Here is a 26,142-nt window from a genome sequence, read left to right on the forward strand (position 1 = left end):
TGTTTTCCACTCTTGAGCGTTAGCAGGTCCAAAATCCTATACAAAATATGAAAAGCGACGCCTATTTCGGGCGTCGCTTTATTTGTATCATGATAACTTCTCTTTTACGTAATCATAATTTCCTTCATATTTTGTTAGTTGTTTATCTTGTAGTAAATACGTTATATCAAATAGTTTATTTAAGAAATATCGATCATGTGATACGGCTATTACAGTACCTTCATAATCTAACAGTGCTTCTTCTATTGTTTCTTTTGAATCTATATCTAAATGGTTTGTTGGTTCATCAAGTATGAGCACGTTAAAGTCTTGATTAACGATTTGTGCCCACCTTAGTCTCATTTTTTCTCCACCACTTAAACTTTCAACTGTGTTAAATACATCTTCTCCATAGAACATAAATTGTGCAAGTATGTGTCTTGCTTGTCCTTCTGTTACATGCACAACATCTCTAAAGGTTTCTATGACTGTTTGATTTTCTATATTTTCAAATGTATGTTGAGATAAGTAACCTATTCTTAAGTTTGAAGCACAATGAACTTCTCCATCGTCTGGTTCTATTTGCTGCATCATCATTTTCAATAGTGTACTTTTCCCTGTACCGTTGTTACCTATAATGGATACGTGTTCTTTTCTTCTAATAAGTAAATCGATATCTTCGAATAGTATATCTTCATACATTTTAGAAACTTTTTTGAATTCAATCACATCGTTTGAGACACGTTGTCCTTCTGTTAAGTTTACATTCATTTTTTTATTTTCTAGTACTGGCTTATCTAACCTCTTGATTCTATTTAATGCTTTTTCCATACTTTTCGCACGTTTATACATTGCTGCATTGGGTGGCTTTGCTTGACTCGCCCATAACCTTAATTGTTTAATGGAATCTTCCATTTTTTTAATTTTCTTCTGTTGTGTCTGATATGCTTCAAATTCACGTATTATGCGTGCTTCTTTTTCTTTAACAAAATAACTATAATTACCGTGATAAATGTGCAGATGTCCTTGATCGATTTCTAATATTTGATTGACTGTTTCATCTAAGAAGTATCGATCATGTGATACGATCATAACTGCACCATTATATTGTTTAATAAAATCTGATAGCCAATCAACAGAGGAAATATCTAAATGATTGGTTGGTTCATCTAATAATAGTAGTTTAGGCTGTTGCAATAATATTTGAGCAAGGCCAATTTTAGTACGTTCTCCTCCAGAGAGTTTCCCCCACGTTTGATTTAATAATTGATTAATTTTCAAACCATGACTGACTCTTCTTATGAGTGCGTCTCTTTCATACCCACCTATTTCTTGGAATGTTTCTTGTAATGCGCCATATTGTTTTAATAATCGTTCTAAATCATTCGTATTATTTGCCATTTCATCTTCTAAAAATTTCATTTTTTGAGAGATGTGATTAATTTCTTTAAATACTTCTGATAAACATTCATAAATTTCTTTATCTTCTTCATACTGTGGTAACTGGTTTAAATAACCAATTGAAATGTTCTTTTGCCAGCTTATTTGCCCCTCTGTCGGCACTTCGATACCAGCCATCAATTTCAATAATGTACTCTTACCCTCACCATTTCTTCCAACTAGTCCTACACAATCTCCTTCATTTAAGTCATATTTAATATCCTCAAAGATGAGATCACCTGTGTAAGACTTTGATAGTTTAGACATATTAATAATATTCATTTTGCTTCCTCCAAAATCGGTCTATAAGGAAGCTGGTGTTAGACATTCCTTATAGCTATATTTTTCTTCAAAAAAGACATACTCCGCCAATTTTGGAAGAACATCCGCAAATTTGTTGCGTACGATTAAGAAAAATCTGCAACTATGAGCTAAAAGAAACATCTAAAACACCTCCGTTCGTTTAAGTTAGTTTCATTATATAGTTGTGAAAATAATAATTCAATGTCTTTATGCTATTTTAAATTCTCACCAATATTAACAGTTGTGACGTAATTATTATCTATTGTAAATATGATAAGATTGCCACCTACTAGAAATCTATATTCTTCTCCGTTACGAGTTTCTTCTATAGTATAATCATTTCCGTAAGCTTTAAGAATTTGTGCTTTTGAAATGTGATGCTTTTTCACTGGGAATTTAGCACTTGCAGCATATTCTTCTTCATATTTTCCACCGAAATAGAATGTTTGATCATATGATGTTCTATGCGTATAAATATTTCCTTCATAAGATTGTGGCTGAACGATTCTATAATTATTCATTGTAACGTTCTTATACACTAAAGCATTGATGAAAGCTGAATCTAAAATAAAACTACCGTCATGGCCGGTGTAACCTTTATAAGTGTAGTAAGGTGTTGTTGCTGCTTCAACCTCATGACTGTCTTGACCAGGAAAATCTACAATACCAAAAATTGTTCCGAAAGAAATTCCTGCTGCAATTGTTAATTTAGTTAATTTATTCATTATCATCACTCCCTTTTGGTATAATTGTACACCTTAATATTACAATAATATTACAAAGTTATCAAAAGTATTACACAAAGAGATTGTAGGTATACCATCAGTAATATTACTGACAATTCAGTCTATTGTCGACATAATCACTCTGAAGCATACGCGGACTAAATATAGAAGCATTATAGGAAACATCCAGTTCTTACTATGAACTTTTTATAAACAAAAAATATTGATTAATTTTACACATCTAAAATTTTACATTTTTATTCTCTGAACTTATTTCTTAGTAATTATATCGAATTTAAAATTTTATATACCTCCTTTCAAAACCGTCATGAAAGTATTCATGTTGATTATATAAAATTCGACTATTTTATCATCCAATTGTATACAATTGGTAAATATAAGTGTAACATTACAAAATATAACGAGCGTAATTCATTATTACATTATTTCTTCTACATTGTAATCTTTTGTTATTTGACTGTAATTTACAAAGCCTCTATATATGTTATTGTTGTCTTGTCCCATTTTTAGGGAAGAATTTTTAACTAACAAAGAAATTATCATCTTAAAAAAGATACTATAAATAAAAAATTATTCGGAGGGTTTTAAAATTATGAAAAAAGCATTTTTAACTTCATCATTAGCAGTAGCAATCGGAGCAACAGGTGTTGCATCTACACAAGTAGCAGACGCAGCTGAACAGGACGTAAATAAAGAGCAATTAGCTCAATTAGCTCAATCTAATGCACCAGAACTTAATGAACATGCGATTCAAGAAGGCGCATATAACATTAACTTCACATTAGAAGGTTACGAGTATAACTTCCAATCAGATGGTCAAAACTTTACTTGGGAATACCATGCAACTAATGCAGCTGACTCTGAAAGCACTCAAGCTCCTGTAGCTGAGCAACAACAACCAGTAGCTGAAGAAAACGTAGCTGAACAAACTCCAGCTCCAGCAGCAAACAACACAGCTAATGAACAAGCAACTCAAGAAGCACCTCAACAAGTAGAAGCACCAAAACAAGAAACACAACAAACACAAGAAACTACTACACAAACAACTCAAACATCTACTAGTTCATCTTCAGCTTCTGAAGGTTCAAATGTAAATGTTAATGATCACTTAAAACTTATTGCTCAACGTGAATCTGGCGGAGACTTAAAAGCTGTTAACCCATCTTCAGGTGCAGCAGGTAAATACCAATTCTTACAAAGCACTTGGGATTCAGTAGCACCAGCAGAATATAAAGGTGTATCTCCAACAGAAGCTCCAGAATCAGTACAAGATGCAGCAGCTGTTAAATTATATAACACTGCAGGCGCTTCACAATGGGTAACTGCATAATATAAAAGCAGTATTAAAATTTTATTCAACACATTAATCCAACGCCCCCGGCAATAGCCGGGGGCGTTTTTTGTATATTTTATTTATTAAACATATCATTTGCGATTTCAGCAACTTCTGGAAACTCAGTATAACCGTCTGAATCACAGAAATGGCCAACATGCTGAATGATAACTTCTTCAGATTGAAGTCTTTCTGCTAATCGCTCACTTAAATGACGTGGAACTAAACGATCATTAGATGCTATGACACTTACAATGTTTGGGACTTGTTTAATAATCTTTTCAAAATCTACTTGTGTTTGATCCATATAAGCATCAATTTTATTTAAGTTAGGAATCTTTTCATAAAAGCCTGCTACAAGAACAAGTCCTTTAACATTCCATTCTCCTTCATATCTAGATAGATAATCTAATACCGTCACTACACCTAAACTATGTGCAACGATTACATTATTTCCACTCGATATATCTACTTCATCTAATAAAGTTTTATTCCAATCTTCTAACACAGGGTTTGATGAATTAGGAAAGTCTAAAATTTTACTATCTATATCTTCAAATTGTTCTGTTAACCATTTAAACCAATGCTTTTTACTGTCTGCAGTATAGCCATGTGCTATATATAATTGTTTATCCATATTCATTACCTCTTCTGTTTATTGTACGAGTGCATTAATGATACCTATTATAATACCTCCGAATGGAAATACGAGCCACCAAAATCTTGATAAGAACTCCCATCCATTCATCGGACGATCATAATAATTTTGATTATGATTAGGTTCATTTCGATAAGTCTCAATAATCGTGTGCTTTAAATTTTTATCCCCTTTGATTAACTCATCTAAAGATACATCAAAGATATCACTCATTTGCACCAATATATCTATACCTGGATATACTTTACCGAGTTCCCATTTAGAAACACTTTGTCTTGTGACATGTAATTTGTTAGCGAGTTCTTCTTGAGACCATCCATTAATTTCTCTCTCTTCTTTAATTTTAGCTCCAATATTCATATCAACCAACTCCTTATGTTTACTATATAACGACTACTTTAAAATATCCCGATACTATAGTTTGCACCCCAAGCAACTTGAAGTTGCAAACGCATAATAATAACCTTTAACACCATTATATACTTTTTTAACAATACGTCATTTATTTTTAAGAGGGTACTCTGCCTTCTGTCTTATTTTCAAAAAGGGTTATTAATCGTTCATTCCGTAATTATAATTGTACTTTGTTATACTATATATATCATACCGATAAAGGAGCGAACAACATGACAATCCCGATTATTATAGACACGGACCCTGGAATAGATGATATTATAGCGATTTCTGCAGCACTACATAGTAAAGAATTAGATGTTAGATTAATCACAACTATTGGAGGTAATGTAGGCATTGAACGAACAACTCAAAATGCATTAGATATTGTAAATTACTTTCATTCAAATACGCCAGTCGCTAAAGGTGTAGATAAACCACTCATCAATAAGCTTGAAACAGCAGAACATGTACATGGTCAAAATGGTATAGGTAATGCTCAAATTAAGACCACTTTACATAATGAATTACTAGAAGAACATGCTGTTATCGCAATGAGAGATACTATCTTGAATTCTGAAGAACCTATTACTCTCGTACCAATTGGACCACTAACTAATATAGGGCTGTTATTCTCACTATTTCCTGAAACTAAAAAAAACATTAAACGAATCGTGTTAATGGGCGGTGCAGCAGTTGGTGGAAATGCTACGCCAGTTGCAGAATTTAATATTTTTGTAGACCCACATGCAGCAAAAATTGTCTTTGATCAAGATATTCCAATCGTAATGTGTGGACTTGATGTAACGAGAGAAACTATGATCAATAAAGATGATTTAAATATCATTCAAACACAAGGAGACATTGGAAAGGTCATTATAGATATGTTATCTTCATACAACGATGTAAATGCCGGTGAAGAACATGAACATATCATTCATGACTTATGTACAATCTTCTACTTATTATATCCAGAAATGTTTACAACACAACGTGCCAATGTATCTGTCATAACTGAAGGACAAGCAGCGGGATGTACATACACTGAATTTAGCGATGAAGGAAAAGTCGAAGTATGTATGCATGCACAAAATAAACAATTCCGAGAAAAATTTGTAGACTTTATTAAAGCAATACATCAAAATCAATGACCATACATTATTCATATTAAAAAAAGAGACAGGTGCATTAAATGTGCCAGTCTCTTTCATATGGAAAATGTGAGGATGAGGAGTGAAGAGGCTCTAAGTTGCTTGTTTGGGCAGTCTTGCAACATACAGGCGTTCTATGTTGCTTGTTTGGGGAGTCTTGATAAATACAGGGCTCCTATTTATCTTGTTTGCACAGTCTTGATAAATACAAGGCGTCTATTTATCTTGTTTCACTAGTCTTGATAAATACAAGGCGTCTATTTATCTTGTTTGCACAGTCTTGATAAATACAAGGCGTCTATTTATCTTGTTTCACCAGTCTTGATAAATACAAGGCGTCTATTTATCTTGTTTCACCAGTCTTGATAAATACGAGGTCCTGAATATTGCTTGTCGCAGCCCACTTGCAATGTTCTCCTTCCTATCAGCATCGCCCTCACCCCATATTTCTGAAAAATACGAAAAAGCGTCTAGAACATTTCTGTTCTAGACGCTTTATGTTAAAGGCTTAATATTCACCTTTGTCTTCTTTATGATATCCTCTTAAGAAGTATACGATTGCCATTACTGATAAGAATACAATACCGATAATAACAGAAACGCGTGTTTCTGAATTGAACAACATACCGATTAATACTAAGATAAAGAATCCTAATGTTAAATAGTTAGAGTATGGTGCGAACGGCATCTTGAATGGATGATCTTTAATTTCATCTGAATGATGTCTTCTAAATTGAATATGACTAAATAAAATCATAAACCAAGGAACCATACCTGGCAGTATTGATGCACTGTATACATATACAAAGATATTTTCAGAACCATCAATTACTAATGGTAATACGATATTTAAAATAACACCTACAAAAATACCAATTGAAATGGCTAATACTGCAAAGAATGGTACCCCTGTTTTCATAACTTTAGTGAAAATACGAGGCATTTGTCCTTTTTGAGCTAATGTATAAACCATACGGCTTGAACTGAAAATACCCGAGTTACAACCTGACATTGCTGCTGTTATAACAACGAAGTTAATTAATCCTGCAGCAATCGTAATACCTACTTTTGCAAATGTTGCAACAAATGGACTACCTACGTTACCTAATTGATCCCATGGATAAACTGTTACAATAACGAAAATTGCACCTATGTAAAAGATTAAAATACGCCAAATTACACCATTAACGGCTTTTTTAATATTTTTCTGTGGATCTTTCGTTTCACCAGCTGTAATACCTATTAATTCAACACCTTGATATGAACCTACAACCATTGATAATGCAAAGAAGAAACCTACGATACCTTTAGGGAAGAAACCACCATGTTCTGTTAAGTTTCCTAATCCTATAGCATTCCCGCCATTTCCAAGTCCAAAGAAGATTAGACCGAAACCAGCTATAATCATTAAAATAATTGTTACAACTTTAATCATTGCAAACCAGAATTCAAATTCACCGAAAGCTTTAACTGACGCTAAATTTGCTGCAGCTAAAGTTACAACTACTATTACCCCTGGTATCCACGTTGGTAAATCTGGCCACCAGTATTGCATATATTGACCAACAGCGATTACTTCACTCATACCTACTACTATCCACTGGAATATGTTACTCCAAGCTGTCACATAACCAGCTACTGGATGTAAATAATCACTCGCATAGTTGGCGAATGATCCTGTAGTTGGATACAAATAAACTAATTCTCCCATTGCTCTCATTACTAAATACAAGAAAAGGCCTGCTACTAAATAAGCGAGTATTGCAGATGGTCCCGACCATTTTATAGTGCTTGAAGCACCCATAAACAAACCAACACCTATTGTTCCACCAAGTGCAATCATCTGTACTTGACGTGAACTCAGACCCCTTTTTAAATGATTGTCTTCCATTCTTTCGTGTCACTCCTCATTAAAACTTTTCAGTTAAGATTTATCTATTTAATTTTATTCAAACTTCATGGGACAATTATACTATAAATAATCAGAAAATAAAGCACTACTAGAAAGCGTTTTCCTTTTTTTATAAAATTATATGTATTTTGTTCATAATATTGTAATTTATTTATAATTAATAAATAGAAAAAAACCGAGACATTAATTTAATGTCTCGCTCCTAAAGTTTGTTCTATTGTGATGTTTCTACCAGCACGTGATCCTATAATCATAATGATAATTGAAGTAACAAGCAGTATTCCAAACGACGTATTCCAACTGTTTGTAGCATCGTGCAGTATACCGAATAGTAATGGACCAATCGCAGCAAATAAATAACCTACAGACTGTGACATACCTGATAATTTGGCTGCCGTTAAACCATTTTCTGTTCTTAATCCAAAGAATGTATTTACAAGACCAAATGCCAAACCACTGGCAACACCAATCAATATAATACCTAAAAATGCCCAGTTAGGTTGTAACATTAATGTTAATATACCTAATACGAAGAGTAATCCCGTCACAAAAGTAATCAGAACTTGGTTCTTCAATTTTTCAGCAAATATAGGTGTGACAAAAGTTAATGGAATAATGGCTAATTGAAGAATAGATAAATAAATCCCCGCTTCATTAATCGGTGTACCATGACTTAATAAAAATTCAGGTAACCAATTTATCAATGAATAAAATATCATTGACTGACCACCCATTAATAGCGTAATTTGCCATGACAATGGTGATTTCCAAACATTTATATTTGTCGTGGTTTGAGAACTATTAACCGTTTCATGTTTATTTAACTGGAATGACCATGTAATAATACCTATAAACGTTACAATACCTATTAAACTGATTGCTATGTTGTAGTTAAAATGTTTAACAAGTGGTGCTGTAACATATGATGAAACACTTCCAAATATATTCATCACAACTGTGTAATAACCTGTCATGATACCTATATGTAAAGGGAAGTTCATTTTAATAATACCTGGCGTTAACACATTTCCAAACGCAATACCTACACCTATTAATATCGTACCGACATATAACCAAGACACGCCTGTAATCGCTCTTAAAGCAATACCTACACATATTAATATAAGTGCTCCAAAAACTGTACGCTCTAATCCGAATTTGTGGCTAATTTTAGCAGCGAATAGTGAAATAACCGCAAATGAAAGTAACGGAATAATCGTAATTAAACTGACAGATGTATTGGATAAATTTAAAGTATCTTTAATTGAAGGTAGCGCAATCCCTACTGAAGTAATAGGTGCTCTTAAACTTGCTCCAATTAATAAGATGCCAATAAATAATATTAAACTTTGTTTTTTATTTCTATTTATATGATCCATCTTTTTATTATCTCCTTAAACTGAATTTCTGTTATACTGTTCTTAACGTTCGTTATAAAGAACACATTATATTGTACATCGCGTTCGTTATAAAGTAAATAGGAGTGTTTATATTTATGAAAGATATCCATACAATTGTTGCGCATAATTTATCACAGTACCGAACATCGCAACAATTAAGCCTAAGTAAAGTATCTAAATTGACAGGCGTTAGTAAAACAATGCTCAATCAAATTGAGAATGGACAATCTAATCCTACCATTACAACTTTATGGAAAATAGCAAATGGCTTACATTTACCTATATCCGATTTAATTTCTAACAAAGAAGATAACATTAATTGCGTGTCTAAATCAGACATCACACCTATATATAACGATAATCAATCCGTCACAATATACCCATATTTCCCATTTAATATAGATAAAAATTTTGAAATGTTTAATATGATTTTACTCAGTGGAGCTGAAATGATATCAGAAGGACATCACAATGGATCTGAAGAATATATCATTGTTCATAGTGGCATACTTGAAGTCGATATCAATGGCGTTAAACACACAGTTCGTCAAGATGATGCTATCCGTTTTGAATCTGACGTAACACATACTTATCGTAATATCGGTAAAGAGGATGTTCATTTAACAGCAACTATACAATATCAACAACATAAATAAAGGATTGGGATAAATTTTTATCCCAATCCTTTTTACTTATCATTTAATATGTCATCCATTGTTCTCTGAACACTACCTGCATACATTGAACCAAACTTCACTAAGTGAACCATTAATAAGTATAGTTCATAAAATTTAATTCTTTCATTTGCACCCTTACTTAATGGTAATGCTTCATCATAAGCTTTATAAAAGGCTTCCGTGAAACCACCAAAGACTCTTGTTGCTCCTAAATCAAATTCACGATCTCCGTATAATGGAGAAGGATCAAATAATGCAGGTTCCCCGTTAGATAAGAACATATAATTGCCTGCCCACAAGTCTCCATGTAGTAATGAAGGTTTGCTTTTATGTTCTGTTAAGGCTTCAATAATGACTGTACGTACTTGTTCAAATTGTTGAAGTTCGTCCTTGGACCAAAGTCCTCGCCTTACAATTTCGTCTCTCAGTTGATCTAAGCGTTGCTCGACAAATATATTAATCCATGTATCTTTCCAACCATTTTCGAACGTAATATCACTACCATGATAAGGTAAATGAAATCCAAATTTACCATCCTGTTGATAATGACTATGCAATTTCGCTACAAGTTTGCCGAGTTCACTTTGGCTACCTCGACGACCTTCTTCAAGATAACTCAATATTAAATATGCATCTCCGTTAATTTGACCATAACCTTTAACAACAGGTGCCGTAACGCCCGCTTCTTCAAATGCTTCTAATCCAGCAATTTCTGCAGCATAAAAATCTTCGCTTCTATTATGTTGAACAAGTAGAAAATCCGTTCCACTTTGCCTTTCAATTCTATATGCTTCATTCACATCTCCACCACTAACTGGTATGAGTTCTTTAATATCATCTATAGGTAATTGTGATTGCCAATCTTTATTCATGACGATCCCTCCTATGTGTTATTGTATTAAAAATTAATCAAACTTCAAAACAACAGCAATTTTATTATTATGTACCCTACTCAAAGTTTAATGATTCGAACTTATAAATCATCTGTAAAATCAACTCGCCATCTTTCGTAAGATGATAATAGATGTTCGGGGGCATAATCTCTTCAGTTCTAATATTTATAAGATTATTTTGCTTCAACAATTCTAGAGATGCTTTAATAATTTGATCATCCACTTTATCAAACACTGAAAGTAATGCTTTTTCTTCTCTTTCACAATCACTCATATAATTTAATAACTGAATACCGTAATTTTGAATAAGATGATTTATATTTTGTTTGATTTTCATTTCATTAATTGAAGTCACTTAGATAGCCCCATTTCATATTAAGTATATTGAAACATAAATATGCTAGCTTTTTAAATTATTTTTATACGTTTTGACAATTTGTTGTTTCGCATCTTTATCTGCTTCGAAATACCAAATACCATCATTCTCTATTTGATTCACACCATCGATAGATATCTTCTCAAAATGTTCTGTTGCACTTTTATAGTCAGTAATTAGTTTTCTTGTGTCATTTAAATTAAAGCTTGTTGTAATGTTATCTTGAGCAACATTCATCAACTCGTTGAAATTATTGACATTTAAATTATTTTTAAGCTTTTTACTTGTTGCTTCTATTACAATACGTTGTCTTTCTTGTCTTCCTTCATCATCTCCAGCACCCGCTTCTTTACGACTTCGTACAAAGTCTAATGCTTCTTGACCGTTTAATTTCACTTTCTCTCCAGCTTTAAATTTTGTACCGTTAAAAGTAAATGATTTATTACTTTTAACATTTACACCGTCTAGGGCATCGATTGTCTTTTTAAAGCCATCCATATCTACTGTTATATACCCATCTATCGGTATATTGAATTCATTTTTTAATGTTTGTACTGCTGTTTTTGAGCCACCGTATGCATATGCATGTGCGACTTTATCATGACTACTATATCCAGGAATATTTACTGCCATATCACGTGGAACACTAACGAGTTTAGTTGTTTTAGTTTTAGGATTGATTGAAGCTAACATAATTGAATCCGTTCGTTCACCTATATTTTCAGATTCTCTTTCTTTGTTAGAATCTACACCAAAAATCGCGATAGAAATCGGCTTATTGTTTTTAATTTTTTCTTTCACGTGTTTTGTATCTTGTTTATTAATCGGTTGATAAACTTTGTTATTTATATTAATCGCTTTTACTGTTACAAATATACCAGCAATTAAGACGAGAGCTGCAATTATAATTGTTACTTTACCTTTTCTTGTTAGCTTCATAGTCACACTCCTATTTTTTATTTATAATTACCATGATAGCACTTTTAAGTAGATTACTAAATGATATTTAGGTAGTCCTAAAGTCCTATTGTCTAAAATTATTTTTATATTTACAATAGAAAAAAAGTCTAAATATTTACGTTCAAAGGAGCTTTACGCACAATGAAGAAAGATTCCAAGCTCATTATTTATTATGCTATTTTATTAATTTTAATCGTGTCATTGATTTTTACAAATTATATAAATCCTATTGATCAGTATGTCTATCAATTTATTCAAACCGAAACATTAGCATTTAGATTACATAATTACTTATCGATTATTTCATTTTTATTTTCACCTTTACATAGTGGTATATTAATATGCATATTATTAATTGGATTATACTTTTATAATAGAAGAAATTTGCTTCAGTATTTCATCTTCTCTTTCTCATCACTATTTATCGGAACAGCGTTAAAGTATATTATTCAACGACCAAGACCATCTGATTTAATTGATGGATACAGCTTTCCAAGCATGCATACACTAACGTTATTTGTAGCTATTTTTCTAATACTTGCGTTATACAATCATGTAACGGTCAAATGGATTACTGCTATATTAATTTTATCTATGATGTGTTCAAGAATTTATTTAAGTGCACACTTCTTTTCTGATACTGTCGCAAGTCTAATCATTGTTCATTTAGTTTACTTAAGCGTTACTAAATTTATGCATCAGTCCTCGCGCTTGTAAATTTCACCTCCTTTATTTTATGCTATGATAAAAAATAAAGGAGGATTTTTTATGAGATATAATACTTTTAATCAACCAATTGGTGATGAAATCGAATCATTTAAAGAACCAAATATGCCTAGTATTGATATGATTGAAGGTAAGTACAGTAAACTTGAACATTTAAATGAAAGTCATATCGATCAGTTATTTGCTTTATTATGTTCATCAGAAAATGATGCAAACTGGACTTATTTACCTCATGAACCAATTCATGATAAAGCTTCATTTACTCTATTAATCGAAGAAAGAATTATTTCTAAAGATCCTTATTTCTTTGCGATTGTCGACAAAGAAACACATCAAGCATTAGGAATAATGTCACTTTTAAGAATTAATCCTAAAGCTTCAACGATAGAAGTTGGCCACATTCATTATTCATCACTACTAAAAAGAACGCGAATTGCTACTGAAGTACAATATTTACTTGCTCAATACGTTTTTGAAACTTTAAAATATAGACGTTATGAATGGAAATGTGATAGTTATAATGCACCTTCAAAACACGCTGCCGAAAGACTTGGTTTCAAATATGAAGGTACTTTTCGACAAGCACTCGTATATAAAGGAAGAAACCGCGATACAAATTGGTTCTCTATCATAGATACAGAATGGCCATCTATCAAAAAACATTATGAAGAATGGCTAGATGAAAGTAATTTTAACCATGATGGTACACAAATCAATAAACTCTCAATGAACTAAATGTTTATATTTATCACGATGGGTATAATAAGTAAAAAGGATTGAGGAGATGAAGAAATGAATAATCAAAGAATTGTTCCGCATTTATGGTTCGATAATGAAGCGCAAGAAGCCGTCGATTATTATATGCAAACTTTTCCAGAATCAGAAATCATTTCAGATGTAACGTTTACAGATACACCATCCGGAGATGCAAAACAGCTCACTTTTAATATTTTTGGTTATAAATTTATGGCAATCAATGCAGGTCCTTATTTCACAAAAAATCCTTCCATATCATTTACAGTTCTTTTCAATCAATCTGAAGCAGCATTGCTCGACAAAGTTTGGACTGCACTTGCACACAACGGGAAAATTATGATGGAACTTGATACTTATGACTTTAGTGAAAAATATGGCTGGTTGGAAGATCAGTTTGGTGTTTCATGGCAACTCCTCATTACAGATCAACCATTCGACGATCGTATTAGACCATCATTTATGTTCATTAATAATAATGTAGGTAGAGCTGAAGAAGCGATTAACTACTACACAAGCGTATTTAAAAATAGTGGTGGTATTAGTAAATTTTATTATCCAGAAGGCATGGATCCAGACAAGCCAGATACACTCGCTCATGCCGAATTCAAATTAGAAGACCAATATTTTGTCGCACTTGATAGCGCACATAAACACGAATTCAACTTAAATGAAGGTATTTCGTTAATGCTATTTTTAGAAGACCAACAAGAAATTGATTATTATTGGGATAAATTATCTACTGTACCAGAAGCAGAACAATGCGGATGGGTTAAAGATCAATTCGGTGTCTCTTGGCAAATTGTCCCTAAAATCATGGACCAAATGGCAGAAGAAGGTACACCAGAACAAATCAGTAACGTTACAAAAGCATTTCTTAAAATGAAGAAATTCGATGTAGAAACTTTAATAAAAGCCTATGAAGGCAAATAATAGTATTAAAAAGACAGAAGCGTTGTGCACGCTTCTGTCTTAATTATTTATTTAATCGGTACTGGCCATGTTTCTAAATGTTCAGCCATATCCCAGAACATATATTCATAGTAGCTTGTTTTAACGATAATGTCTTCTAAGCGTTGTAATTCTGCTTCAGTCTTACCTTCTGCAACTTGATCCATCAACTGTATACAATCTTCCTTGTACTGACTAAATTCGTCTGAAGCATACATATTGATCCATTCTCCATATAAAGGATGGTCTGATGCTCCTTCAATTTCAACTAATTTTAACCCTATATAATTATAACTCCAAGTACATGTCAAAATAGCTGCAATAACATTCTCTATACCACCTTGTTGTGCCATATTCAACATATAACTCGTATAGCCAACAGTCGTTTGAGCAGGTTCTGTCTCTTCTAATTCCGCTTCTGTAATACCAAATTGCTTAGCATAACCTCGATGTAATGACATTTCAGTATTTAATGTACCATTCGCTAAATCAGCATAAGTCGCCATCATTTTTAAGTCAGTTGATTTAGCTGCACCGATTGAAAATAGTCTCGCATATTCTATTAAATATATATAATCTTGTTTCAACCAATGTTTAAATTTATCTTGATCTAACGTGCCATCACCTAATCCTATAATAAAAGGATGTTCCATATAAGATTGCCATATGGGTTCAACTCTATTGAATACTCTATCTGTAAATTTCATTTATAAATCCTCCTTAATAATAAAAACGTCTGGGACATAATATAGATACCCAGACTTATTATATATATTGGCAGTAGATGACTGAACCCGAAATGCGCTTGTACCAAGCTTTTTCAACTCTAGTCATCCTTGCCGGGGCGGGACTACGAAATCTTTTTATATAAATTAGATTTCTGTCCCGCTCCCCAGTGGTTTAAAATTATTTAATTTCTACACTCTTTCAACATATCTGTTTTATCATGGGATTGCAAATAAAATTACATGCAACTTTTATTACATGATTCTAAATAAGCTTTAGCCTGTTTATTCACTTCTTTAAAATCTATACCTTGCTTCATAGCTGCAAACACACAACCACAATAGCATTGTCTAAAAATTTCATACTCATTGCACATTTTAATCGATCTTTCATACCCCTTGTTCTTCTTAAAATCACTCGGTAAATAGTAAACATGATATAAATCTTGAACATCCATACCAAGTTCATTTATCAATTGTGCATTTTTCTTAGGTGATAACGTTAACGCACTTGCGAAATAATCATATCCAAGATCAGCTGCCGCTTCTGCAACGAGTTCTAAACGCATTTCGAAACAAGCCGTACATCTTAGCCCACCTTCATTTTCATCAGCTAAATCTTTACTTTTAACCATTTTCATAAATTCATGAGGTTCATAAGCCGCTTCAATATATTTAACATTTGAATTTGTACGCTCATTAAACTGTTCAACAAACGTTTCTTGAACTCTCGCCCTACGTTCATATTCACTTTTCGGATGAATATTTGGATTCGCAAAATAAATCGCAACATCTGCATATTGTGTTAATAACTCTAACGTATAAGTACTACAAGGTGCACAACAACTATGAATTAAAATAGAAGGTCTTGTTTCAGAACGTTCCCATTCAGAAATCATTTTACGCATAACCTTATCATAGTTAATCTTTTGATTTTTCATCTTAGCAATAATACCATCAGCTGAAATCACCATATCCCTAACCATTCCTTTATACAAAAATTGTCATTTTTACAATATTTTATAACATACAAAAGATGATAGCAATATGATGATGACAGATAGTGTAGTGATTTTAATAAATGACTTTTGCAATATTATCTTCACTTTGAGATTGACCAGTCTTTAATAAGTTTAGTTCATTAACCTTCTCATTACTATTTGTTATAACTGTTAAAATTGTTGTTTGCTTTCCTAATTCAAGTATTCGGTTAATATCCATTTTCGCTATTAATTGCCCTTCTTGTACAATATCTCCTTCTTTAACTAAAACATTAAAGACGTCTTCTTTTATTTCTACTGTATCAATCCCCATGTGTACGAGTATTTCTAAGTTATCTTCAGTTTCAAATCCTATAGCATGTTTCGAATCTGAAATAAGCGTAACTTTACCGTTCACGGGTGCATATACTTCATCAGTATTTGGAATGATACCAAATCCTTCTCCCATCATACGTTGAGAAAAAACTGGATCATCCACGTCAGCTAATGAAAGAATTTCTCCATTTGTCACTGCTTTTAAATTGATTGCCTTTAATTCATGCTTATCCGTTAAATTGTCAGAGACTTTTTCATCATTCAAATCAATATCGGACATTGATGATTTAGGAATACCAAATAATTGTGTAATAATAAATCCTAATACAAAAGTAGCTACCCCAACGATAATATATGTCAGTAATTGACTAAAGTCATATATATACATTAATGGTGAGAGTATCACTGCTAATCCATAAGAATTCGCCTGAATATTAAGTAAAGCCAGCACACCGCCACCTAGCGCTGAACATAATAACATGATACTTAATGGTTTTATACCTGAACGTAATACAACACCAAATAGTGCTGGTTCACTAACACCTAACAATTGAGTAATCGTTGCACTAATACCGGCAGTTTTAAATGAGGATTTTTGACTTCTTAAAGATAAAGCCAAACATACACCAGCGTTTGAAAAACCATACATCGCTGCTAATGTAATTAATGGGTTAAATCCTGTTGATGCCAGCAATGATGTTTCAACAATAATAAACATGTGATGTAACCCTGTCATAACTGCTAATGGATAAATAAACCCAATTAACAATCCACCGAGACCTAATGGTAAATGTATAAATGACTTAACAACTGTAATCCCTACTGATTCTATACCATGAACAATCGGACCCATGATAAATAATGAGAATATCATCATAAGTAAAATAACGAAAAATGGTGTGAAAATTAAATCTAATGCATTTGGCATTATTTTTCTTAATCTTTTTTCTAACTTCGCACCTACTAAACCTGTGAATAGTGCAGTTAGAATACTTCCTTGATAACCAACAATCGGAATAAATCCAGCAACCATTATCGGCTTAGCATCTCCCCCTGCGACATCATAAGCATTTGGTAAAGCTGGAGATACTAACATTAAACCAATCAAAAATCCTATGACAGGTGTCCCTCCAAATGTCCTAAAAGCACTCCAAGCGATAAATGCAGGCAAGAATGCAAATGCGGTATCCGTTAACACTGTTATAAGCGTTTGAATATAATTTGGAATCATTTCTGGTGTAGCACCAAATACACCTAATACCGATTCATTAAATACAACGCCTTTTAAACCAAGGAACAAACCAGTAGCACCCAGTACTGGAATGATTGGAATAAATACGTCAGCTAATAGTCTAATTGCACGTTGAATGTTTCCTTGGTTTTGATTTTTCATCGTTTCTTTACTAACTTCATCAAATTGATGTACATTTGTCATTTCATCATAAACATTATTAACAATTCCCGTACCTAATATAATTTGATATTGGCCACCTGTATAAAATACACCTTTCACTTCATCAATTTCTTCGATGGCATCATCATCGATAGATTCTCTATCATGAACAGATAAACGTAATCTCGTAGCACAATGTGTAACACTTTCGATATTTTCAATACCAATAACCTTAACAATCTGTTCAGAAATATTTTTATATTTATTGTTATCTTTCCCCATATAATCTCACCTTTGCTTAATATTAAATTTATAATTCAATCATTATTGCTTCGTAAGGTTTTAATAATAACTTTCGATCGTTTCTATCTACTTTTTCATAGTTTTGCATTAAAACTTCAAAACGATCATTTTTAATCTCTATTTGATCCTCTTTATTTGATAAATTTATTATGACTTGTATTGTATGTGTTTCGTTGTGTCGATAATAACTGATAATGTTTTCAGAAACATGATTAACTTCCTCGAATGTCCCATAAGTTAATACTTCTTTGTACTTAGAGTGATTTCGCAATTCGATCATATATTTATAAAAATTAAATAATGACTGGTTATTTTCCACTTCATCTTTAGCATTAACACTCGGGAAATTGGTAGTTAAACCTATCCATGGTGTACCATTTGTAAATCCAGCATTCTCAGAGTTGTCCCAAGGAAAAGGTGTTCGTGTGTTATCTCTACTTCTTAAATTTACGAAATTTAATGCTTCTGTTTCACTAAAGCCTTCTTCAATACTTCTATAGTAGTTATCAATACTAGATATATCATTAAATTCTTTTATAGACTTACGTTTAAAGTTCGTCATGCCCAATTCTTGCCCTTGATAGATAAATGGTGTACCTCTTAAGAAGAAATACATCATCGCTAATGCACTGCCACCAATATAATTCTGATATTTCTCATCTGTTATATACTTAGATAATGCACGAGGTTGGTCATGATTTTCTATAAAATTGGCACTCCATCCTACTTTTTGTATTTCTTTTTGACTATTAAACAATAGTTCTTTAAATTCTTGAGTCGTCCAATTCGTTCTTTTAAACCAATCGCTGCCAGATTCAACATCAATATCAGCATATTTAAAATCAAATATCATAGAAAAGTAACCATTTTCACCTATAAAATCTGAAAGCTCATCGTACTTCACACCAGGGGCTTCTCCGACTGTGACACAATCGTATTTATTAAATGTGTTTTCCTTTAATTCATTTAGAAAAATATCAATTCCAGGTTGATTTCTAGTTCCATGTTTACAAGTGACCAATCCATCACTTCCATCAGGTTGATAAGATTCAAACTGTTGATCTTTTTTTAAGAACGTTATAGAATCCACTCTAAATCCTGCTAACCCTTTATCTAACCATGTATTAATCATGTTATATATTTCGTTACGTAATCTCGGATTTTCAAAGTTCAAATCTGGTTGTTTTTTATCAAAAACATGCATATAATATTTATCTTCATTTTGTAACTTTTCCCAAACACTTCCTCCGAAAATAGAACGCCAATTATTTGGTTCTTTATTTTCAACGCCTTCTTTGAATATATAATAATCTCTATAAGGACTATTTGGATTCTTCAAAGCTTCTTTAAACCATCGATGTTCATCTGAAGTATGATTAATGACAAGATCAAGCATAACTTTTATACCTAAAGCTTGTGCTCTTTCTAATAATTCATCTAAATCTTCCATACTTCCAAATTCAGAATTAATCCCTAAATAATCAGATATATCATATCCATTATCAACCATTGGAGATTTGTAAATTGGACAAATCCATATCATCGTTATACCCAAATCTTTTAAATACTCTAATTTACTCGTAATACCTTTAATATCACCAATACCGTCTCCATTAGCATCATAAAAACTTCTCGGATATATTTGATATATGATTTCCTTTTGCCACCATTTTCTATCTTTCATTAGTGTTTCCTCCTTGTGGTATCGATACCATATTTTCGATATAGTAAGTGAGACAGCTATATGTGTCTCACTTATTTATGTAGAACTTCTCTCAATAATATTTAATTCTAATGCATCTTGATTTACTGTATATTCTTTCTCATTCAAATAACTCATCAATAAATTTGTTGATTCATAACCTATCCCTTCTATCGGTTGCGAGACAGTCGTCAGTGGTATACTTAACATTTCAGATAGTGGCTGATTGTCATAACCCATTATTGCAATATCTCCAGGAACATTAATATTATGCTCTAGTAAATATTTAATCATCCCAGCAGCTACTTCATCACTTCCTGAAAATACCGCTGATGGCCACTTAGATTTTTCATTATCAACAATATCCTTTGCTACTTTATAACCATCTTCTATTGTATGAACATTTTTATAAATCCATTCCATTTTCAGATCTATTTGATTATCTTCTAATGCTTTAATAAAACCTCTGTTTCTCGATGAACCGTGCTTAGTCTTATCAAAAGCACCACCCGTACAATATGCAATATGACGGTAACCTTGATTAATCAAAAATTGTATAGCTTGATAAGTAGATTTCTCCTGATCAGTCCAAACAACAGGTAAATTTGAATCGATTAAAGACTTATCACCTGTTAATACAATTGGTCCATATTGTTTATATTGTGAAATGACACTTAAATCATTTTCAATAGAAGCCATTATAATACCATCAATATGTTTTTGCTTTAACATATCAAGTAGTCTTAATTCTTCATCCTTATCATCATAAGTCTGCATAATCAGGAGATGATAATTCGTTTTTTTTACAACTTTTTCTATCGCGTCTATCAGATATGCAAAATACGGATTTGTAATACGAGAAACAATAACGCCAATAGTAAAAGATCGATTAGACCTTAATTGAGTTGCTGCAGAATTAGGCGTATAATCCAGTTCTTTCATAGCTGCCTTTATCTTATCTTTTTTATCTTCCGATATATATGGATGATTATTTAAATAACGTGAGACAGTTGTAACAGATAATCCAGCATGCCTTGCAACGTCTTTTATTGTCGCCATTGTGATACACCTACTTTTGTGAAATCGATTTCATATAAATCATAAATCTGTTTATTTGTTTTGTCAATAATAAAAAAAGAAGCAGATAATCTGCTCCTTTATAAAAATCACTTATTTACTTTACTTTTATCCTTTAAAAACTTTCTGATATTGTACATATCCAGATAAGTAATGTTCAATGTCATCAATTCTTACTCTATAGCCATGGTGTTTAATAAAGAATGAATGAAGTATCCTTGAAGGATTCTTAAAATACATCGCAACTTCTGGATAGAAAAACCCTGTTCTTTGATAATCTGCACGTTTATGAATGGTAGCTATAAATTTCTTTTCATCTAAATGTTGTTCTACTAAAGATTCATAACCTGATTCTTTAGCATATTCAACTAAGTGATATGTAGCCATCAACATTTCTAAAAATGTTGGGAAAGTTGTTTCTCTTTGGTACATATAATCTAAATAGCTAGACACATTCTGTATACCGAATTTAAAATATTTTTCTTGTGGATCGATTTGTACAAGTTCATTCGTACAATAACCTAACCAATGATCGTGATACTTCCAATAATCTTTTTGAATAAAACGTTCAAATAGATTTTTAACGATATTTAACCATTTTTCATTATGATCTATTTGGTATAACCTTAATAAAGCTAATGCTGCTTCTCCATCGTAATATATAATTCTATATTGTTCTTTTACAGTTAATTCAGGGTAGTTAATAACATGTACTGTTTTAGCATCTTCGCCTATCATCGTTTCAATACCACATGCCACTTTTTGAGCAGCTTCAAGATATTCTTTTTTATTTGGATTATGTTTTAAATATTCACAAATTGCGAATATAAACGCAGCATTCTGACCTAATTTAATTTCATTTACATTTTTAGTATCGTCAAATATATGACCTAAGCCATCTGTTTCATATAAATAATGATTGATTAAATAATCTATAGCTTTTTCTGCAATTGTGATATCTTCATTTAAATATGTTAAGCCTTCTATTAAAGCATATGTTGATGATGAATGTCTTAAGTTATTGTAAAATGCTATGTTTTTATCGAAATGTGGAAAATACCCGTAATGGTACTTGCCATCTTCACCAATTTCATTACTTAAATAATGTGTACTATGTTCAATCATCATATCGATTTCACTACTTAAGTTGTCTATTTCTCTTAGACCTTTTGTGTAACCTCGCTCATCAAGAGCATACACATCATTATCCTCTATAATATAACCTTTTGTATAAAATTTTCGTACACGTTCACCTTCGTATTGTTGATGACTATAACGTACTTTAATACCTTTATACTTTTTCAAATAATTATTAATATTGTCTTCAGATAAAATGAATGATTTTTTATCTTTTGATAGTCTAACAAAAGCATTTGCATTAATTTCATCTGATAAAAAAGCATATTCCCAATTGTCATCTAATGCTATTCCGTAATCAATATAGTTTCTTCTTGTATTGATTAAATCGTCTTTTAATATATCAAAATCTATCACTTCTTCTTCTATAACAAAATCAAGCTTTACCCAGTTAGCGCTCTTTCCAGTTTTCTTTCGAAATTCTTGCGCTAACTTCAAAATATTTATTTTAATATTATTTTGAGTCTTAAAAACTCTTACGATTGCCTTTTGGTACTGATTGCCTATACTTACAAAGCTAACATCATGTTTAGGATATGTTTTATGCATCTCAAGAATTCTATCTATATCTTTACTTAAATTCATATTTAATCCCCCATTATTTGTGCTTTTATACTATTATAGCAATTCTATTCAATAACCTTTAAATATTTTTATATTATTTATCACTGCTGTCTGAAGTATAAATTAACGTATAATCACCTTTATTAATAATTCCGTGTTTGTATTGATCTCCGAAAACAAATTTATGATCGTTACTTAATAAAATATCTTTATGTTTAATATATAAGTTGTATAAATCATAAACAGTGAAGGATTGTCTTTCTTTTTTTCTATACCTACCTGTTAAATTAACGACTGCAGATTTTGACAAATTATAATTATGAACAAATTCATTTATAACCTTCAATCTATCCTTTTCTTTATCAAATAATAAATCTGACAGTTGATAAATTAGTGAAGGATGAGGAGAATCAGACATCGCATTAATAACATCATTCACTGAAAATGATGCACCTTCTAAGTAACGCCCTTTATTAGTTGGCCATTTTTTTAATTGTACATTTTTATTCTCAATATTTTTACCTTTTGCATAGATGTAATAAAGTACTGACGCTATTCCACTTATTGTTGAAGAATTTTCAGCATTGTATGTTTCGACTATTTGATCAGTTTTATTTGAAATTTTTAGATATGCGTATTGATTGAACTTCTTACCTGTAGGATAATCATTCTCTGACAAATCTGTATTAAATTTTTTAAGTTCTATAGGTAACTTTTGAGCAATTTTAGGAAACTGAGTATCAGTAACTGATGATTTTAGTAAAATCAATGAATCTTTGTTAGCCATGTATAATAAATCTTTCAACAATAAATCAGGATCGTTATACCACGTTATATTTTTATTCTTTGTATTATTTACAATTACTCTCGTTTCATCATCTAAACATAATACATAATCTACTTTCGACTCTTCGATATATTTAATTAACTTTTTATGGATTTCTTTTGATTGAGCACCTAAGTCACTTATTTTACCAATAGCTATTATTTTATTACCTGAGAAATACTTACATTGACTGTTAAAAGCTTCAATTGCATTAATCATTGCTGGTAATGACGCATTGTGTGTATCATCAATCAAAGTAATTGTATTATTCTGTGATTCTACCTCTTTTATTTCAAGTACTTTTTTGAATGATTTAAATTCTTTTAAATGGTTTAAACAACTTGATAAATCTACTTTTAAATTCATTAAACACAGAACTACTGCTAATGAATTTTCAATCATTCCTAAACTTAAAGATGATAATTCATAATTAATGTTCTCTTCTTTAACTTTTAATTTAATATCTGCGTAACCTTTCTTAATTGAGTATCCTAAAATTTCTATAGTTCCTTTATTCTGCTCCAGATCATAAGTCATGATATTATCTGTTGCTTTCTGTGCATTTTCTATTAAAATATCTGAATGCATTGTACCTTGATTAATGATTGCTATACCTGAATCCTTCAATCCATAAAAGATTCTACTTTTAAAGTTTGCTATATCAACCTCACTACCTATAGTCGATAAATGCGCAGAACCTATTCCCGTTACAATAGCTATATCTGGTTTTAATATTAATGAAAAATTGCCTCTATTATTTAAAGCATTTAACGAAACTTCAAATATTGCAAAATCAGGATTACTTGCTAATTTGCACATTTGCAATAAAACAGCACTTCTCGTATTACTATTAGCTCTATTTTCTAATACTTTATAATTTTTCAAAGCTTGCGCAACCATAAGCCTTGTAGAACTTTTACCCATTGATCCTGTAATAGCTACAATCGGATTCTTATAATTTTCACTTATTATTACAGCCAAAGTTTTGAGTGCTTCAATACTATTTTCAACTATGATTTGAGGAATTTTGAAATTGAGTCCCTCTATGTATTCTTCGGTTATGATAAGACCGATATTTTTAATGTTTTTATTAATTTGTTTATTCCCATCTGTTAATTTACTTGTTCTTCCAAGAAACTTTGACCAAGAATTTGAACTAATTGAAAAGAAAGCTGTTTCTGTATTATTTAAATGGATAGCTTGATATTCAAAATTAGTAATAATTTGTTCTTCTTTACCTGAAGGATCTAGTATAGGTGAATTAAGAATATTAGAAATTTCTTTTATTGTGTATTTCATTAAATAAACACCCCTAAATATTAATAGATAATAGCAATCATAGGTTTAGATTATATGTAACTATAAATTCAATTGTTATAAAAATTGAGGCCAGGACAAACTATGTTGTCCTAGCCACAATCAAGATTCAGCAATCATTATTCTTTCTTTTTATATCTTCTTCTACTGAATAAGATAATCGATCCCAATCCTGCTAATAATGTTGCAAATAAAGTACCATTGTTAGATTTTTCTTCTCCCGTATCCGGTAATTTATCATCATTTTTCTCGTTATCAGTAACTTGACTTTCTGAGTCAGTACTTGTAACAGAAGTAGAAACATTACTATTAGCCGAATTAACATTTCTTAGATCTTGGCTATATTCATTATTGTTTGTAGCTAAACCAGAATCTCCATCTAAGTCACTAACATCAACTAAGTTATCATTTGCATCTGAATCATAACCACTGCCAGCGTCATTATCGACATTAGAAGTTGCCTCCGAATCACTGTCGGCGCCTGAACCACTTTTGGCATCCGAGTCACTGTCTGCGTCCGAGTCACTATCGGCATCTGAATCACTGTCGGCATCAGAATCGCTGTCCGCATCTGAGTCGCTATCTGCGTCTGAGTCACTGTCTGCATCGGAATCACTATCTGAGTCAGAATCACTGTCTGCGTCGGAATCACTGTCTGAGTCTGAGTCACTATCTGAGTCAGAATCACTGTCTGCGTCGGAGTCAGAATCCGCATCCGAATCACTGTCGGCATCTGCGTCGGCATCGGAGTCACTGTCTGCATCCGAGTCACTATCGGCATCTGAATCAGAGTCTGCATCCGAATCGCTGTCCGCATCTGAGTCGCTATCTGAATCTGAGTCGCTATCTGCGTCAGCATCCGCATCAGCGTCAGCATCTGCGTCAGCATCTGCGTCAGCGTCAGCATCCGCATCAGCGTCAGCATCTGCGTCAGCATCCGCATCGGAATCGGCATCTGCATCTGCATCAGCATCGGCATCAGCATCCGCATCGGCATCAGCATCCGCATCGGAATCGGCATCTGCATCTGCATCTGCATCTGCATCTGCGTCAGCATCAGCATCCGCATCGGCATCAGCATCGGCGTCGGCATCGGCATCGGCGTCTGCGTCGGCATCAGCGTCGGCATCG

At 32.2% G+C, this 26,142-nt stretch carries 23 protein-coding genes; 6 read left to right on the forward strand and 17 right to left on the reverse strand.

Annotated elements, in window-relative coordinates; all coding sequences use genetic code 11:
- Nucleotides 1-87: 87 nt before the first annotated feature.
- Both abc-f and isaB read right to left on the reverse strand, forming a co-directional pair.
- Nucleotides 88-1,701: a ribosomal protection-like ABC-F family protein gene (abc-f, locus tag CD035_RS02290; protein ID WP_048540765.1), complete on the reverse strand. Its 1,614-nt coding sequence runs from the start codon at nt 1,699-1,701 to the stop codon at nt 88-90.
- A gap of 233 nt (nt 1,702-1,934) precedes the next feature.
- Nucleotides 1,935-2,447, reverse strand: coding sequence for an immunodominant staphylococcal antigen IsaB family protein (gene isaB, locus CD035_RS02295; protein ID WP_048540763.1), 513 nt, complete (start codon nt 2,445-2,447; stop codon nt 1,935-1,937).
- A 613-nt stretch (nt 2,448-3,060) separates the two neighbouring features.
- Here isaB and CD035_RS02300 point away from each other — a divergent pair.
- Nucleotides 3,061-3,798 (forward strand): transglycosylase family protein, encoded by a 738-nt coding sequence (locus tag CD035_RS02300; RefSeq protein ID WP_048540761.1) that lies wholly within the window; start codon nt 3,061-3,063, stop codon nt 3,796-3,798.
- Between the two features lie 79 nt (nt 3,799-3,877).
- Here CD035_RS02300 and CD035_RS02305 read toward each other — a convergent pair whose 3' ends face one another.
- Entirely contained in the window at nt 3,878-4,438 is a 561-nt protein-coding gene (locus CD035_RS02305; RefSeq protein WP_048540759.1) for an RBBP9/YdeN family alpha/beta hydrolase, read from the reverse strand.
- Nucleotides 4,439-4,456: 18 nt separating this feature from the next.
- Complete coding sequence (locus CD035_RS02310) at nt 4,457-4,819, reverse strand: helix-turn-helix domain-containing protein (RefSeq protein ID WP_048540757.1); 363 nt, start codon at nt 4,817-4,819, stop codon at nt 4,457-4,459.
- A 266-nt stretch (nt 4,820-5,085) separates the two neighbouring features.
- On the opposite strand from CD035_RS02310, the gene CD035_RS02315 reads away from it, so the two are divergent.
- Nucleotides 5,086-6,003, forward strand: a complete 918-nt coding sequence (locus tag CD035_RS02315; RefSeq protein ID WP_048540755.1) for a nucleoside hydrolase — start codon at nt 5,086-5,088, stop codon at nt 6,001-6,003.
- Between the two features lie 508 nt (nt 6,004-6,511).
- Here the strand turns inward: CD035_RS02315 and CD035_RS02320 are convergent.
- Both CD035_RS02320 and CD035_RS02325 read right to left on the reverse strand, forming a co-directional pair.
- Nucleotides 6,512-7,894 carry an amino acid permease gene (locus CD035_RS02320; RefSeq protein WP_048540753.1) on the reverse strand — a complete coding sequence of 461 codons (1,383 nt, stop codon included), beginning with the start codon at nt 7,892-7,894 and terminating at the stop codon, nt 6,512-6,514.
- A gap of 209 nt (nt 7,895-8,103) precedes the next feature.
- Complete coding sequence (locus CD035_RS02325) at nt 8,104-9,294, reverse strand: CynX/NimT family MFS transporter (protein ID WP_048540751.1); 1,191 nt, start codon at nt 9,292-9,294, stop codon at nt 8,104-8,106.
- Between the two features lie 116 nt (nt 9,295-9,410).
- On the opposite strand from CD035_RS02325, the gene CD035_RS02330 reads away from it, so the two are divergent.
- Complete coding sequence (locus CD035_RS02330; RefSeq protein WP_048540748.1) at nt 9,411-9,971, forward strand: helix-turn-helix domain-containing protein; 561 nt, start codon at nt 9,411-9,413, stop codon at nt 9,969-9,971.
- A gap of 32 nt (nt 9,972-10,003) precedes the next feature.
- On the opposite strand, the gene CD035_RS02335 is transcribed toward CD035_RS02330, so the two are convergent.
- The 3 genes from CD035_RS02335 to CD035_RS02345 form a co-directional block, all read right to left on the reverse strand.
- Nucleotides 10,004-10,864, reverse strand: coding sequence for a fructosamine kinase family protein (locus CD035_RS02335; protein WP_037590547.1), 861 nt, complete (start codon nt 10,862-10,864; stop codon nt 10,004-10,006).
- 76 nt (nt 10,865-10,940) lie between these two features.
- A complete protein-coding gene (locus CD035_RS02340) occupies nt 10,941-11,240 on the reverse strand; it encodes a winged helix-turn-helix transcriptional regulator (protein WP_048540747.1) in 300 nt (99 codons plus the stop codon).
- Nucleotides 11,241-11,285: 45 nt separating this feature from the next.
- The gene (locus CD035_RS02345) at nt 11,286-12,200 is read right to left on the reverse strand and encodes an LCP family protein (RefSeq protein ID WP_048540745.1); all 915 of its coding nucleotides are present in this window, start codon (nt 12,198-12,200) and stop codon (nt 11,286-11,288) included.
- 162 nt (nt 12,201-12,362) lie between these two features.
- Between CD035_RS02345 and CD035_RS02350 the strand changes: the two genes are divergently transcribed.
- The 3 genes from CD035_RS02350 to CD035_RS02360 are packed head-to-tail and all read left to right on the forward strand — an operon-like array spanning nt 12,363 to nt 14,633.
- Nucleotides 12,363-12,938 (forward strand): phosphatase PAP2 family protein, encoded by a 576-nt coding sequence (locus CD035_RS02350; RefSeq protein ID WP_048540742.1) that lies wholly within the window; start codon nt 12,363-12,365, stop codon nt 12,936-12,938.
- 51 nt (nt 12,939-12,989) lie between these two features.
- Complete coding sequence (locus tag CD035_RS02355; protein ID WP_048540740.1) at nt 12,990-13,682, forward strand: GNAT family N-acetyltransferase; 693 nt, start codon at nt 12,990-12,992, stop codon at nt 13,680-13,682.
- 57 nt (nt 13,683-13,739) lie between these two features.
- The gene (locus tag CD035_RS02360; RefSeq protein WP_048540738.1) at nt 13,740-14,633 is read left to right on the forward strand and encodes a VOC family protein; all 894 of its coding nucleotides are present in this window, start codon (nt 13,740-13,742) and stop codon (nt 14,631-14,633) included.
- Between the two features lie 47 nt (nt 14,634-14,680).
- Here the strand turns inward: CD035_RS02360 and tenA are convergent, their stop codons facing one another.
- The 8 genes from tenA to CD035_RS02400 form a co-directional block, all read right to left on the reverse strand.
- The gene (tenA, locus tag CD035_RS02365; RefSeq protein ID WP_048540737.1) at nt 14,681-15,358 is read right to left on the reverse strand and encodes a thiaminase II; all 678 of its coding nucleotides are present in this window, start codon (nt 15,356-15,358) and stop codon (nt 14,681-14,683) included.
- Between the two features lie 257 nt (nt 15,359-15,615).
- Complete coding sequence (locus CD035_RS02370; protein WP_048540800.1) at nt 15,616-16,347, reverse strand: epoxyqueuosine reductase QueH; 732 nt, start codon at nt 16,345-16,347, stop codon at nt 15,616-15,618.
- 103 nt (nt 16,348-16,450) lie between these two features.
- The gene (locus tag CD035_RS02375; RefSeq protein WP_048540735.1) at nt 16,451-18,367 is read right to left on the reverse strand and encodes a PTS beta-glucoside transporter subunit IIBCA; all 1,917 of its coding nucleotides are present in this window, start codon (nt 18,365-18,367) and stop codon (nt 16,451-16,453) included.
- A 28-nt stretch (nt 18,368-18,395) separates the two neighbouring features.
- Nucleotides 18,396-20,072, reverse strand: a complete 1,677-nt coding sequence (locus tag CD035_RS02380) for an alpha-glucosidase (RefSeq protein WP_048540733.1) — start codon at nt 20,070-20,072, stop codon at nt 18,396-18,398.
- A 75-nt stretch (nt 20,073-20,147) separates the two neighbouring features.
- On the reverse strand, nt 20,148-21,149 hold the full coding sequence (locus CD035_RS02385; protein ID WP_048540730.1) for a LacI family DNA-binding transcriptional regulator: 1,002 nt from the start codon (nt 21,147-21,149) through the stop codon (nt 20,148-20,150).
- A gap of 126 nt (nt 21,150-21,275) precedes the next feature.
- Entirely contained in the window at nt 21,276-22,889 is a 1,614-nt protein-coding gene (locus tag CD035_RS02390) for a hypothetical protein (protein WP_048540729.1), read from the reverse strand.
- Between the two features lie 73 nt (nt 22,890-22,962).
- On the reverse strand, nt 22,963-24,993 hold the full coding sequence (locus CD035_RS02395) for a Mur ligase family protein (RefSeq protein WP_048540728.1): 2,031 nt from the start codon (nt 24,991-24,993) through the stop codon (nt 22,963-22,965).
- Between the two features lie 137 nt (nt 24,994-25,130).
- On the reverse strand, nt 25,131-26,142 hold a 1,012-nt coding region (locus CD035_RS02400; protein ID WP_142383032.1), incomplete at its 5' end, for an LPXTG cell wall anchor domain-containing protein.

It is taken from the genome of Mammaliicoccus sciuri (assembly GCF_002901825.1).
GTDB lineage: Bacteria > Bacillota > Bacilli > Staphylococcales > Staphylococcaceae > Mammaliicoccus > Mammaliicoccus sciuri.

Coding starts and splice junctions, on each gene's coding strand:
- abc-f (WP_048540765.1), bottom strand. CDS start 1,701: ATGAATATTATTAATATGTCTAAACTATCAAAGTCTTACACAGGTGAT.
- isaB (WP_048540763.1), bottom strand. CDS start 2,447: ATGAATAAATTAACTAAATTAACAATTGCAGCAGGAATTTCTTTCGGA.
- CD035_RS02300 (WP_048540761.1), top strand. CDS start 3,061: ATGAAAAAAGCATTTTTAACTTCATCATTAGCAGTAGCAATCGGAGCA.
- CD035_RS02305 (WP_048540759.1), bottom strand. CDS start 4,438: ATGGATAAACAATTATATATAGCACATGGCTATACTGCAGACAGTAAA.
- CD035_RS02310 (WP_048540757.1), bottom strand. CDS start 4,819: ATGAATATTGGAGCTAAAATTAAAGAAGAGAGAGAAATTAATGGATGG.
- CD035_RS02315 (WP_048540755.1), top strand. CDS start 5,086: ATGACAATCCCGATTATTATAGACACGGACCCTGGAATAGATGATATT.
- CD035_RS02320 (WP_048540753.1), bottom strand. CDS start 7,894: ATGGAAGACAATCATTTAAAAAGGGGTCTGAGTTCACGTCAAGTACAG.
- CD035_RS02325 (WP_048540751.1), bottom strand. CDS start 9,294: ATGGATCATATAAATAGAAATAAAAAACAAAGTTTAATATTATTTATT.
- CD035_RS02330 (WP_048540748.1), top strand. CDS start 9,411: ATGAAAGATATCCATACAATTGTTGCGCATAATTTATCACAGTACCGA.
- CD035_RS02335 (WP_037590547.1), bottom strand. CDS start 10,864: ATGAATAAAGATTGGCAATCACAATTACCTATAGATGATATTAAAGAA.
- CD035_RS02345 (WP_048540745.1), bottom strand. CDS start 12,200: ATGAAGCTAACAAGAAAAGGTAAAGTAACAATTATAATTGCAGCTCTC.
- CD035_RS02350 (WP_048540742.1), top strand. CDS start 12,363: ATGAAGAAAGATTCCAAGCTCATTATTTATTATGCTATTTTATTAATT.
- CD035_RS02355 (WP_048540740.1), top strand. CDS start 12,990: ATGAGATATAATACTTTTAATCAACCAATTGGTGATGAAATCGAATCA.
- CD035_RS02360 (WP_048540738.1), top strand. CDS start 13,740: ATGAATAATCAAAGAATTGTTCCGCATTTATGGTTCGATAATGAAGCG.
- tenA (WP_048540737.1), bottom strand. CDS start 15,358: ATGAAATTTACAGATAGAGTATTCAATAGAGTTGAACCCATATGGCAA.
- CD035_RS02375 (WP_048540735.1), bottom strand. CDS start 18,367: ATGGGGAAAGATAACAATAAATATAAAAATATTTCTGAACAGATTGTT.
- CD035_RS02380 (WP_048540733.1), bottom strand. CDS start 20,072: ATGAAAGATAGAAAATGGTGGCAAAAGGAAATCATATATCAAATATAT.
- CD035_RS02385 (WP_048540730.1), bottom strand. CDS start 21,149: ATGGCGACAATAAAAGACGTTGCAAGGCATGCTGGATTATCTGTTACA.
- CD035_RS02390 (WP_048540729.1), bottom strand. CDS start 22,889: ATGAATTTAAGTAAAGATATAGATAGAATTCTTGAGATGCATAAAACA.
- CD035_RS02395 (WP_048540728.1), bottom strand. CDS start 24,993: ATGAAATACACAATAAAAGAAATTTCTAATATTCTTAATTCACCTATA.